Annotated in this window: 10 protein-coding genes; 2 read left to right on the top strand and 8 right to left on the bottom strand. The window is 67.9% G+C overall.

Going from position 1 to position 11,949, the window contains the following annotated elements; genetic code table 11:
* Window positions 1-199: 199 nt before the first annotated feature.
* The 8 genes from ACK59X_RS23315 to ACK59X_RS23280 all read right to left on the bottom strand — a co-directional run bounded on the left by ACK59X_RS23315 (window position 200) and on the right by ACK59X_RS23280 (window position 9,834).
* Window positions 200-697, bottom strand: coding sequence for a low molecular weight phosphatase family protein (locus ACK59X_RS23315; RefSeq protein ID WP_409960761.1), 498 nt, complete (start codon window positions 695-697; stop codon window positions 200-202).
* Window positions 698-796: 99 nt separating this feature from the next.
* Entirely contained in the window at window positions 797-1,942 is a 1,146-nt protein-coding gene (locus ACK59X_RS23310; protein ID WP_409960760.1) for an ABC transporter substrate-binding protein, read from the bottom strand.
* Between the two features lie 232 nt (window positions 1,943-2,174).
* Window positions 2,175-3,053, bottom strand: a complete 879-nt coding sequence (locus tag ACK59X_RS23305; RefSeq protein WP_409960759.1) for a phosphate/phosphite/phosphonate ABC transporter substrate-binding protein — start codon at window positions 3,051-3,053, stop codon at window positions 2,175-2,177.
* The gene (locus ACK59X_RS23300; protein ID WP_409960758.1) at window positions 3,053-5,329 is read right to left on the bottom strand and encodes a putative bifunctional diguanylate cyclase/phosphodiesterase; all 2,277 of its coding nucleotides are present in this window, start codon (window positions 5,327-5,329) and stop codon (window positions 3,053-3,055) included. The genes ACK59X_RS23305 and ACK59X_RS23300 overlap by 1 nt, the downstream gene beginning before the upstream one ends.
* 215 nt (window positions 5,330-5,544) lie before the next feature.
* Complete coding sequence (locus ACK59X_RS23295) at window positions 5,545-6,225, bottom strand: outer membrane beta-barrel protein (protein WP_409960762.1); 681 nt, start codon at window positions 6,223-6,225, stop codon at window positions 5,545-5,547.
* A gap of 69 nt (window positions 6,226-6,294) precedes the next feature.
* A complete protein-coding gene (locus ACK59X_RS23290) occupies window positions 6,295-7,635 on the bottom strand; it encodes a 3-deoxy-D-manno-octulosonic acid transferase (protein ID WP_409960757.1) in 1,341 nt (446 codons plus the stop codon).
* The gene (locus tag ACK59X_RS23285; protein ID WP_409960756.1) at window positions 7,632-8,411 is read right to left on the bottom strand and encodes a carbon-nitrogen hydrolase family protein; all 780 of its coding nucleotides are present in this window, start codon (window positions 8,409-8,411) and stop codon (window positions 7,632-7,634) included. Before ACK59X_RS23285 ends, ACK59X_RS23290 begins: the two co-directional genes overlap by 4 nt.
* A 34-nt stretch (window positions 8,412-8,445) precedes the next feature.
* Window positions 8,446-9,834, bottom strand: a complete 1,389-nt coding sequence (locus ACK59X_RS23280; RefSeq protein ID WP_409960755.1) for a phosphomannomutase/phosphoglucomutase — start codon at window positions 9,832-9,834, stop codon at window positions 8,446-8,448.
* A 148-nt stretch (window positions 9,835-9,982) separates the two neighbouring features.
* On the opposite strand from ACK59X_RS23280, the gene ACK59X_RS23275 reads away from it, so the two are divergent.
* Both ACK59X_RS23275 and ACK59X_RS23270 read left to right on the top strand, forming a co-directional pair.
* Window positions 9,983-11,572, top strand: coding sequence for a DNA-3-methyladenine glycosylase 2 family protein (locus ACK59X_RS23275; RefSeq protein ID WP_409960754.1), 1,590 nt, complete (start codon window positions 9,983-9,985; stop codon window positions 11,570-11,572).
* 23 nt (window positions 11,573-11,595) lie between these two features.
* Window positions 11,596-11,949, top strand: a 354-nt coding sequence (locus ACK59X_RS23270; protein ID WP_409960753.1) for a methylated-DNA--[protein]-cysteine S-methyltransferase, incomplete at its 3' end; no start/stop codon positions are given.

Below are 11,949 nucleotides of genomic sequence, written 5' to 3'. Positions count from 1 at the left end.
AGCCCGAGCGAGCGCAGCGACCCCGCCGAGCCACGCAAGTTCTCCAACTGGCCCGATCAGCGCCCGGCCGGGCGCCCCCGTTCGGCCACGGTGGTGATCCGCAAGGCGGACGGCGGTGTAGTCGGCACCTGAAACAGAAGCGGGGCGGAGCAGCCCTGCTGCTCCGCCCCGCTTCGGGCTGGTTTCGGCCTCGAAAAAGTCAGCCCAGGTAGGCCAGGTCCCGGACATCCGAGCGCAGTGCAGCCCGGTCCGGGTCGCGCATCGGCAGGCTGGAGAGGATTTCCAGCCGGCGGCGCAGCGACATCAGCATCGCGTTGGCGGCCTTGAGGGGGTCCTCCTCGCCGGCGGCCCCGCCCACCAGGTCCGGGTAGGCCCACAGCGCCGTGTCCGGCTGGCCGCTCCACTTGGGGGTCAGGTTCTGGATACCTTCGTCCATGGTGATGACGAAGTCCGCCTTGGGTGCGCCCAGGCGCGCGAACTCGTTCCAGTCGTACTGCTTGTCATCCCGCAGCGCGATGCCGGCAATCTGGATGGCCTGCAGGGCCAGCTCGTGCGGGCCCGTGGCCAGCATGCCCGGCTTGCCGCAGGAATAGGCGCGGAACCGGCCCTTGCTGACGTGCTCCAGGCAGGCCCGCGCCAGCACGCTGCGCAGGGAATTGCGCGCAGAAACAAAAACCACCACGTGAACATCTGACATTCGACCTCCGAAGTTGCACCAACACCGGTTTAAGCCTGGCCTTGGTGGATCTTACCGCGATGCAGGGATTGCATCCATCATGGGTTATTTGGAATGGGATTACCTTAGGACACGCCCGTCGCTGGCAATCACGGTCTGGGTGACATAATGGCTGATGCGGGATTTTCCGTCGAAAATGACATTGAATCCGCCCAGATCGCTGTCTTCCCTTTTCTTGAGTGCAGTCAACAGAGAAGACCTGGTCACCGGCTGTGCCGACCGGGAAATGGCATTTTCCGTGAACTTCGCGGCGATAAACCCTGCCAGGCCCTGCGGCGTCGGCTCTTCATCGAAAAGGCGCCCCAGGGCTTCCCGGTATTCGCGGGCCACGGGCATACCGGCCGTGACCGGCGGTACCACCTGGGTGGCAACCACCGATATCTGCCGGGGTATTTTCGACATTTGTGCAAGTACCTGCAGATTCACATCGGCCAGGGCAATGACGTAGCACTGCCTGCCCGCCGGCATGGCCAGTTGCTGGATGAATTCGTGCAATTGCAGCGTATCGCCCAGGAAAAGGACCACCGGCACTTCCGGCTGGTATTTGTACCCGTTGGTGCTGAAAGTGGAAGCCGGCACATGGTTGACGCTGATCCTGGTCGCCAGCGCCGCCCTCTCGACCGAGCTCCTCGATTGCTGCTCGTACAGGGGGGATGCGAAGACCGTCACAACCCGGGGAACGCCCATGACAGCGAGCGAGCGCACGGCAAACTCGATCTGCTGACGATGCCCCGCAAATATGTCGAAGGAGCCCTCAGGATTGCCTTTTTCGGCAGGGTTGTGCATCCAGGGCGCGATAATCGGCAGCGATCTGGCAATGCCTGCCGATTTCTGCAGTGCGCACAACTGCTCGGAAAGGTTGTTTCCCACACAGCCGGAAATGGCCACGCAGCGCGCATCGGAAATAATGCTATTCCAAGCATTTTTCACGGACTCTGGCGTCCCATCCACCTCCATTACCAGGTGCTGTATCTTTTTGCCGCGAATACCGCCCCTGGCATTGAGGTTCTGCCATGCCACCTTGGAGCCTGCCATGAAATCGCGGCTGACCTCCTGCTGGCCAGCCGACATATCCACCACCTGGGCAATGGCAATCGCATCCGGCTCCGCGGCCCTGGACAATGATGAACTCCACCCCATTACCGAACCGGCCATGGACGCTGCGCAGTATTTAACCAGCTTTCTCCGGTTCGAACTGATCTGCATGGAGGCTCCGTCGCGATGGGTAAGTCCGAGCCTCTCTCACTGCGAGAAAGGTGTTTCATTCTGTAATTTCTTTGTTGCAAAATAATGACCTGGGATTTACCCTGAAAGACCCTTCAAGTCACAAATGCTTAATGAAGCCGCCATAGGCTGGCCGGCAGGGTGTGCCTTGCGGGCGCGCTGGCGCTCAGCCTGGCTGCCCAGGCTGGATCCAGCGTCCCTTGGCTCTTGTCTTTTACTGCGGGCGCACCAGCTCCCGGATGGACTGGTAATCCGCGTCCGACGCCGGCACGAAGCGCCGCCCACCCAGTTCGTTGAACATGGGCTGCAGCGCGGGAGAATCACCCAGAAATACCGCCCGGATCTTGTCCACGACGGGTGGGCACAGGCTGCTGCGGTAGACGAAAGGGTCCGTCGGTATGGGCGGCGACTGCCACAGGACCGCCAGCTCCCGGGGCGAGGCCGTCTTCTTCTGCCCATACTCCTCCAGCCGCCTGCTGGACACGAAGGTCGCATTCACCAGGCCCTTGTGGACTGCCTCCAGGGCGCGCAGGTGCGAGCCTGCGTAGGTGACCCGGCTGAAGTACTTCTCCACCGGCTGGCCGGTCAGTTTCTGCACGGCCTGCATGGGCAGCAAGGCCCCCGAGGTGCTTACAGGGTCGGTCAGGCTGAGGGTCTTTCCCTGCAGGTCCTTGAGCGACTTGAAACCGCTGTCTGCACGCACGACGAGGACCGCCCGGTAGGTTCCGGGTGCCGCGGCATCGGCGCGCAGGCCCTCGGACAGCACGGCAAACGCCGTGACCGACGGGGCGCGCTCCATCAGCAAGGCATACGAGGCCGGCCCCAGCTCGGCCAGGTCGATGGTGGCGGCATGCAGGCCTTCGACCACGGCCCCATAGGAATTGCTGCGCACCACCTCCACCCTTTTTTGCAGCACGCGCCCCAGCTCCTTCATCAGGGGGCGCAAGGCCTGTTCCTGCTGCGCGCCGTCGGCCTTGGGGATCGAGGCAAAGCGCAGCACGGAAGGATCGTCGCAGCCTTGGGCCAGGCAGGCGGCGCTTGCGGATGCGATCAGGCAGCACACTGCCAGTCTGTGGAGGGGGGAGGAGATCATCATTCGGGCACGATGGTGGGCTGGTTCAGCAATCGAAGCGCTTCGTCGGCAGGCACGGGACGGCTCAGGTAGTAGCCCTGCACCTCGTCGCAGCCCGCGGTCTTGAGCTGAACGAGCTGGTCGAGCAATTCGACGCCTTCGGCGATGACCCGCATGCCCAGGCTGTGCGCCAGGGTGATGATGGAGGTCACGATCACGCCGACTTCCTTGCTGGTGCGGATGTCGTTGATGAAGGAGCGGTCGATCTTCAGGCTGCTGATGGGCAGATGGCGCACCTGGCTCAGGTTCGAAAAGCCGCTGCCGAAATCGTCGAGCCCGACCAGCACGCCCATGTGCTGCAGCTCTTCGAGCACCTGGATGGCCATGTCCAGGGGTTCGACCAGCGAGCTTTCGGTGATTTCCATTTCGATGTCGCCGGCGCCCAGGCCGTGGGCATACAGCAGCTCGGCCATGCGCCGGGGCAGCCCCGCATCGCGCAGCTGGCGGGGCGAGACGTTGAAGGAGAGCGGGACCACGTCCACTCCCCGCTGCCGCCACAGGGCCTGCTGGGTGCAGCAGGCCTGCATGACCCAGTCCCCGAGCGGGACGATCAGGCCGGATTCCTCGGCCAGGGGGATGAAGTCACCGGGGAAGACCAGGCCCAGCTCGGGATGCTCCCAGCGCACCAGCGCCACGAACCCGACGATGCGGTAGTCCGACAGCCGCACCTTGGGCTGGAAGTGCAGCACCATCTCGCCTTTTTCGATGGCCTGCGGCAATTCCTCCTGAAGCCGCATGGCCCGGTCGGTCTGGGGACGGAGCGCCGCGTCGTAGTACGAGAAGCAGCCGCGCCCCCGGCGCTTGGCCGCGTACATGGCGGAATCGGCATTGCGGCACAGGCTGCTCACATCGTGCCCATCGCGCGGGAAGAAGGCGATGCCCATGCTGGGGCTGGTCTGCACCTCGTGGCCTTCCAGCTCCGCGTAGGGCTGGCTCAGCTGGTGCAGCAGCTTGGTGGCGATGGCATCCACCGACTCGGCCGAATCCAGCTCGGTCAGCAGCACGGCGAATTCGTCGCCGCCCATGCGGCCCACGATGTCGGCGCTGCGCAGTCCGTTTCGGAGCCGTTCCGCCACGGCCTGCAGCAGGAGGTCCCCGACATGGTGCCCCAGCGTGTCGTTGATGGACTTGAACCGGTCCAGGTCCATGTAGACCAGTGCGTAGTGCTTGCGGCTCCTGCGCGCGACTTCCAGGTGGCTGGCCGCGAGTTCATTGAACAGGCGCCGGTTGTGCAGTCCCGTGAGGTGGTCGACCGATGCCAGCGCCACCGCGCGCGCCTTCTCTTCTTCCAGCTGCGCGATCAGCGAACGCTTCTCGCCGTCCGCGCTCACCAGTGCCAGGAACAGCGACTGCTGGCGCCGAAACCCCCGCGCCAGGCCCCAGCTCGCCACGGCCAGCACCCCGGCCAGCACGGCGATGGTGGCCCAGACACGGATGCTGCTGCGCACATGGCTGGCCCGGATCTCCGACAGCTCCTTGCTCACCACCACGATGAACGGCGCACGCTCCACCTGGCGGGCGCTGGCGATGTGGCCGCCAATGCCCTGGGTTTCACCCGCGAAACTGGTTCCATCGGCCACTGACGCCAGCGCGGCAAGGTCCTCGAACCGGCGCCGCTGGCGCTGGTGCGTCAGGCCCTCGGCGCGGGCCTCTGCCAATTCCGTGCCGTCCCGCCCCAGGATGCGGATGACGCCGCTGCGCCCGATGTCGATGTTGCGGTACAGGCCGAGGAAGTAGCCCATGTCCAGCGTGATCAAGAGAAAGCCCTTGCTGACCCCGTACTCGTCGGCAATGGGAAACAGGACCGGCACCGCCCACAGGTTTTCCTGCGCGCGAACCGAGGCCAGCACCGCCACCGCGCGGGTTTCGGTGCTGTCGCTGCTGAGCACTATGGATTCCAGCTCCTCGCGCGTGGGCGCATTCGTGCCGGTGGGCGATGAACTGTACACACGCCGCAGCGAGGTGTCGTAGAGCGAGAAATTCAGGAAGATCTGGTCGATGGCCAGCATGCTCACGAGGCGCTGCTCGGCTTCCATCCGGTCCCCGCTGAGCCAGGACTCCGCGGCCACGGCCACCGTGCGGCCCCGGTCCATCACCTGGGTGAGGTTTTCCGAGATGATGGTGGCCAGGCTGTGCTGCTGGGCTTGCGCATTGCTGTCCAGCAGCTGTTCTTCTGCCCGCAGGCGCTGCCAGGTCAAAAGGCAGATGAGCAGGACGGCGCACACGGCCAACGCCATGCTCGCCCACCGTATGCGCAGCCAGCCGTCCTGCCTGGATATCGTGTGCCGCGCCAATGGACCGGTAGATGAAGGGTTGCGCACGCGGCGGAAGACTCACTCGGAAAACCGGTATTTTCGCAGTGCGTGCGCAACCATCTGTGACATTTTCATGTCACAGATGGTTATTTCATGTCATCAAGCAGACGCCGCTTGCGTGGGGCAGCACACCTGCCTCAGAAGCTGGCGCGCAGGCCCACGGTCACGAGGCCGCCCTTGGCGGCGCGCGAGAGCTTGCCGAAGTGGTCGTAGTCGGCGGTGATGGCCAGGCTGCGCGACAGGCCGTACTCCCGACCGCCGCCCAGCATCAGCCCACGCTCGCGCCCGATGGGATTGGCACTGGCGGGCAGGACATTGCGGCCTGACACCCGGCCCTGGGCAATGCCGGCCCGGGCGTTGATCGCAATCGCATCGGTGACCGGAATGCGCCCGGTGGCCGCGGCATACAACACGCGGCCCTTGCCCTGCTGCTCGATCTCCGTCCCGCCCTGGCGCACGCGTTCGCTGAACTTGCCCAGTTGCGCATAGCCGGCCTCGATGCCGAAGTTTTCGGTGAAGCGCAGGCCGCCATAGAGCTGGAGGCCGGTGCGTCCTTGCTGGCCACCGGCGCGCCGGGATCGGCCGGACGGTAGCGCGAGACGCCTGCCGCGCCACCCACGTACAAGCCTGTATGGGGCGCCGGTTCGGCCTGGGCGATGCCGGTCATGGCCGTGCGCAGTGCCAGGGGCACGACATGCAGGCTGATGACCCCGGCCGCAACACCGTCCACCTCGGCCAGCAGCACACGGTCGAAGGCGTGGGCGGCCAGGATGCCAAGCTTGCGGGCGCTCAGCGCCTCGCCGGCCTCGTAGCCCAATTGCCCCATCAAACCGGCAATGGCGGGTGCGTCGGCCAGCATTGCCGTGCGGATGGACGGCAGCGCCGGCTCAGACATCGGAGTCTTCGATGCGTCCCACGGTGCGCCTGCGCACCAGCTGCAGCAGCTCCTGCACCGTGGCACGGGCGGCCCCCCGGTGCTGGCGTGCAAAGCGGGCCGCACGTTCGCTGGCGGCCGCCTGCTGCGCGGGGTCGCGCACCAATCGCATGGCCTGCGCGACACCGGCCGTGAGGTCGGGCACACGCTGCGCCGCTCCGGCTTCGCACGCCAGCTCGGCAGCCTCGGCAAAATTGAAGGTGTGCGGGCCCAGCACCACAGGGCAGCCGCAGGCGGCCGCTTCGATGAGGTTCTGCCCGCCCAGCGGGGCAAAGCTGCCGCCCAGCAGCGCCACGTTGGCCATGCCGTAGTACAGGGCCATCTCGCCCAGCGAGTCGCCCAGCCACACGTCGGCCGGCTCGGGCTGCAGGCTCCAGGTGCTGCGGCGCGACACCGTGAGGCCTGCCGCCTGGAGCAATTGCTGCACCTCGTCGAAACGCTGCGGGTGCCGCGGCACGATGAGCCATTGCACGGGTTGCGCCGCATCCGCACGCGAGGTGCTCCAGGCACGGATCGCGTCGAGCCACTGCGTCTCCTCGCCCTCGCGGCTGCTGGCCAGCATGGCCACGGGGCGCATCGCCTGCACGCGCCAGGCACGCCCCAGCTCCAGCTGCGCCGCATCGGGCACCACGTCGAACTTGAGGTTGCCGAACACGCCCTTCACGTGGGCGCCGATGGCGCGCAGCCGTGCGGCATCGTCGTCGGTCTGGGCGTACACGGCCGCCAGGGCCCCATAGGCGGGCCGCGCCAGGGGCGACACTCGCTTTGCCTTGCGCAGCGAGTGCGCGTTGAAGCGGGCATTGGCCAGCACCAGGGGCACGCCACGCTGGCGGCACGCGGCCACCAGGTTGGGCCAGACCTCGGTCTCCATCAGGATGCCGATGGCCGGGCGGAACTGGCGCAGAAAGCGCAGCACGGCGCCCTGCGTGTCCCAGGGCTGCCAGACCTGCACATCGCCGGCCTGCAGCAGCTTCTCGCCCTCCGCGCGGCCCGTGGCCGTGCCGTGGGTGAGCAGCAGGCGCATGCCGGGCAGCTGCGCGCGCAGCTCGGCCAGCAGGATGGCGGCGGCGCGCGTCTCGCCCAGCGACACGGCATGGATCCAGACGAACTGGCCCAGCGGATCGGTGCTGCTGTGCAGCACCAGGCTGTCGATGGGCTGGGGGTAGCGGCCAAAACGCTCGGCCACGGCCACGGCATAGCCGGGCTCGGCAGCCGCGCGGCGGCGCAGCTTGCGGCGCAGCAAGGGCTGGGCGGCCCAGGTCACCATGGAGTACAGCGCGCGCGCGGTGCTCATGGAGACACCACGTCGACCACCTGCCCCTGCCAGGCATCTCCCCTTCGGGAGGCGATGACCAGGCAGGCCCCAGCCCCGGGCGCCGCCGCCACCAGCTCGCCGCCTGGGGCCCAGAAGGCACTGCGGCCGGCGCAGGTGTAGCCACCCGTGGGGGCGCCATGGTTGGCCATGAGCACCGCCAGCCCCAAATCGGCGGCATAGCCTTGCAACTGGGCAGAATCCTGGGGATAGCCAGCCTCGGAGATCACCGAGCCGCAGGCATACAGGGAAGCACCCACGCCACGGGCGGCGCGGGCGTGCTCGGGGTGGGTGGTGTCGGCGCACACGGCCAGCGCCGTGGGCTGGCCTGCCAGCGGGCGCACATGGACGTCTTCGGTGCCGGCACTGGCGAATTGCTCTTCGCCAGGGTGCAGGTAACGCTTGCGGTACAGGGCAGCGCTGCCATCGGCCTCGAACACCCAGGCGCCGATGGCGGGCTTGCCGCCCGGCACGACCGCCGCTGCCGGAGCCCCCACCACCAGGGCCATGCCAGTGGCGCGGGCGGCTTCGCGCAGGGGCGCCAGCACGGCATCATCGGCGCCGAGCACCAGGTCCGCGACCAGCACGGGCTCATAGCCCGTCAGCGACAACTCGGGAAACACCAGCAGTTGCACGCCCTGCTGCGCCGCTGCGCGGACCATGGCCAGGTGCGCCTGCACGTTGGCCGGCACCTGGCCCGGCATGGAAATCGACTGTGCCGCAGCGATGCGCGGCGAGGGAGGCAGGGGGATGTTCAAGGACAAGGCATTCGCAAAGGGGGTCGGTCCGGAATCAGTGGGCAGCCGCACCCAGTTGGGCATCGGGCTTGACCTTGTGCAGCAGCGCCAGCATGGCCGCTTCGATGCGCTTCAGGGCCTCCTCGGTGTGTCCTTCGAAGCGCAGCACCAGCACCGGCGTGGTGTTGCTCGCGCGGATCAGGCCGAAGCCGTCCGGCCAGTCCACGCGCAGGCCGTCGATGGTGTTGACCTGGGCCGGCGCGCTGAAGCTGCCGGCCGCCAGGGCCTGCAGCTCGGCCGTGAGGCGGTGCGGTTCGCCTTCGGCGCAGGCCACGTTGAGTTCGGGCGTCGAAAAGCTGGTGGGCAGTGCATTGAGCACCGCGCTCGGGTCGGCGTGGCGGCTCAGGATTTCGAGCAGGCGGCAGCCGGCATAGGTGCCATCGTCGAAGCCGTACCAGCGTTCCTTGAAGAAGATGTGGCCGCTCATCTCGCCACCCAGGGGCGAGTCGAGCTCCTTCATGCGTGCCTTGATGAGCGAGTGGCCGGTCTTGAACATCACCGGCACGCCGCCCGCGGACGCGATGGCCGGCGCCAGGCGCTGGGTGCACTTCACGTCGAACAGGATGTTGCCGCCGGGCACGCGGGTGAGCACGTCCTGGGCGAACAGCATCATCTGCCGGTCGGGGAAGATATTGGTGCCGTCGCGCGTGACGATGCCCAGGCGGTCGCCGTCGCCGTCGAAGGCCAGGCCCAGCTCGGCATCGCTGCCCTGCAGCGCGGCGATCAGGTCGCGCAGGTTCTCGGGCTTGCTCGGATCGGGGTGGTGGTTGGGGAAATTGCCGTCCACCTCGGAGAACAGCTCGATCACCTCGCAGCCCAGGGCGCGGAAGATGGCCGGGGCCGTGGCACCGGCAATGCCGTTGCCGCAGTCGACCACGATCTTGAGCGGGCGCGCCAGCTTCACGTCGCCGACGATCCGGTCGCGGTAGGCGGGCAGCACGTCCACATGGCGCACGCTGCCGCCATCGGCGAGCTGCCAGCTTTCCTGCTCCATGGTGCGGCGCAGGGCCTGGATTTCTTCGCCGTAGATGGCGCGCCCATTGAGCACCATCTTGAAACCGTTGTAGTCGCGCGGGTTGTGGCTGCCGGTGACCTGGATGCCGCTCTGGCACAGCGTACTGGCTGCGAAATACAGGAGCGGCGTGGTGACCATGCCCACGTCGATCACCTCGATGCCTGCCTCCACCAGCCCCTTGATCAATGCGGCCGACATGGCCGGGCCGGACAGGCGGCCATCGCGGCCCACGGCCACCATGGTCTGGCCTTCAGCGCGGGCGGCGGTGCCGAAGGCACGGCCCAGGCCCAGGGCGACTTCTTCGTTCAGGGTCGACGGCACGATGCCGCGGATGTCATAGGCTTTGAAAATGGCAGGCGTGGGTTGCACGTGGAGGGCCTTTGCGGTGAGCGTTGGAACGGTGCTGGATTGTAGGGGGCGCCCCCTGCAGCTCCAGGGAAGGATCGTAACCATGTCTGCGGGGGCACATGTCCGAAAACGGCCAGACCGGATGTAGGCGCGGCCTATCATTCCCCCCATGTCCACCCCCCTGCTCTCCCCTGGCCCCCCGTCCCCCGCCACCGCTGCGGCGGCGGATGACGAGGGCCGCTACCTGGCCCTGCAGACCCGTGATGCGCGCTTTGACGGCCGCTTCTTCACCGGGGTGACTTCCACCGGCATCTACTGCCGCCCGGTCTGCTCCGTGCGCACGCCCCGGCGCGAGAACTGCCGCTTTTTCGCCATGGCGGCCCAGGCCGAGAGCGCCGGTTTCAGGCCCTGCCTGCGCTGCCGGCCCGAGCTGGCGCCGCAGTCCCTGGCCTGGTCGGTACAGGATGCCACTGACATCCTGGTGCGGCAGGCGGTGCGCCTGCTCGATGCACCCGAGGGCTGGGCCAGGGACAGCCAGGGCGCCACGGTGGCCCGCCTGGCCGAACGCCTGGGCGTGAGCGACCGCCATCTGCGCCGCATCTTCGAGGCGGCGCTGGGCGTCTCGCCGCTGCAGTACCTGCAGACGCGGCGCCTGCTCACGGCCAAGCAGTTGCTGACCGATACGCCCCTGCCCATCACGCAGGTGGCGCTGTCCAGCGGTTTTGGCAGCGTGCGCCGCTTCAACGCGGCGTTTGCCGAGCACTACGGGCTCAACCCGGGCCAATTGCGCAAGAACGGCCGTGCGGAGGGCGTGCGCAGCACCGGCACGCTGCGCCTGGCCTACCGGCCACCGCTCGACGTGGCAGCCCTGCTCGCTTTCTTCGAACGGCGCAGGTTCCTCGGCGTCGAGTGGGTGCAGCAGGAGCGCGATGGTGCCCCGGCCCTGCGGCGCACGGTGCGCCTGTCGCCTGCCGTGACGGGGGCCACGGAGGTGACCGGCTGGCTCAGCGCCCGCTTCGACACCACGCGCCACCAGGTGCTGCTGCAGACCAGCGACAGCCTGTACCCGGTGCTGCCCGTGGTGATCGCCCGGGTGCGCGCCATGCTGGACCTGGATGCCGAGCCCGGCGCCATCAATGCCGTGCTGCACGAGCGTTTCCCAGAGGGTGATGGCCTGCGCGTGCCGGGCGCCTTCGACGGCTTCGAGCTGGCCGTGCGCGCCGTGCTGGGCCAGCAGATCACGGTGGCTGCGGCACGCACGCTGGGCCAGCGCCTGGTGGAACGGCTGGGCGAACCCATCGATACGCCCTGGCCCGAGCTCACCCGGCTGTTCCCGCCGCCCTCGGTGCTGGCCCGGGCCGAGGGCGAGATGCTCGGCCAGATGGGCATCGTGCGCCAGCGCCAGGCGGCCATCGTGGCCTTGGCACGTGCGGTGGACAGCGGCTCCCTGGCGCTGCATGCGGGCGCCGATGTGGCCGGCACCACGTCGGCCTTGAGTGCTCTGCCCGGCATCGGAGACTGGACGGCCCAGTACATCGCCATGCGCGTGCTGCGCTGGCCGGACGCCTTTCCTGCTGGCGACGTGGCATTGCACAAGGCCCTGGGCGTGCAGGGCCAGAAGAACCCGGCCCGCGCCGCCACCGAAGCTTCGGCCGCCTGGCGTCCGTGGCGCAGCTATGCCGTGCTGCGCGCGTGGGCGGAACTGCCCCTGCCCGGCACGGCCCAGGCCTCCACACCCCGGCCGCCGGCCGGGCAATGACCACCCACCACCGTCTTCCCGCCATGCAATTCCATCCTGCCACGGTGCAAGCACGCGCCGATTCCGCGCTGGGCCCCGTGCGCCTGGCCGCATCTCCGCTGGGCCTGGTCGGCCTGTGGTTCGACGGCCAGCGCCACCAGCCCAATGCCAAGCTCGATGGCCCCAACGGCTGGCCCGAGGTGGCTGGCCATGCCCTGATGCAGGAGGCCGCGGGCCAGTTGCAGCAGTTCCTGCACGGCGAGCGCCGCGGGTTCGACCTGCCGCTGGACCTGTCGGGCGGCACACCATTCCAGCAGGAGGTCTGGCGTGCGCTGCTGGCCATCGGCTGCGGCGCCACGTCCACCTATGGCGGCCTGAGCCGTGAACTGGGCCGGCCG

Origin of the sequence: Acidovorax sp. (assembly GCF_046339755.1) — a bacterium.
In the GTDB taxonomy this organism is placed as follows: Bacteria; Pseudomonadota; Gammaproteobacteria; order Burkholderiales; family Burkholderiaceae_C; genus Acidovorax.
Note: the sequence above shows the minus strand (reverse complement) of the source record. Positions and strands in the feature narration are given on the sequence as shown.

Coding starts and splice junctions, on each gene's coding strand:
- ACK59X_RS23310 (WP_409960760.1), bottom strand. CDS start 1,942: ATGCAGATCAGTTCGAACCGGAGAAAGCTGGTTAAATACTGCGCAGCG.
- ACK59X_RS23290 (WP_409960757.1), bottom strand. CDS start 7,635: ATGAGCACCGCGCGCGCGCTGTACTCCATGGTGACCTGGGCCGCCCAG.
- ACK59X_RS23275 (WP_409960754.1), top strand. CDS start 9,983: ATGTCCACCCCCCTGCTCTCCCCTGGCCCCCCGTCCCCCGCCACCGCT.
- ACK59X_RS23300 (WP_409960758.1), bottom strand. CDS start 5,329: ATGGCGTTGGCCGTGTGCGCCGTCCTGCTCATCTGCCTTTTGACCTGG.
- ACK59X_RS23305 (WP_409960759.1), bottom strand. CDS start 3,053: ATGATCTCCTCCCCCCTCCACAGACTGGCAGTGTGCTGCCTGATCGCA.
- ACK59X_RS23315 (WP_409960761.1), bottom strand. CDS start 697: ATGTCAGATGTTCACGTGGTGGTTTTTGTTTCTGCGCGCAATTCCCTG.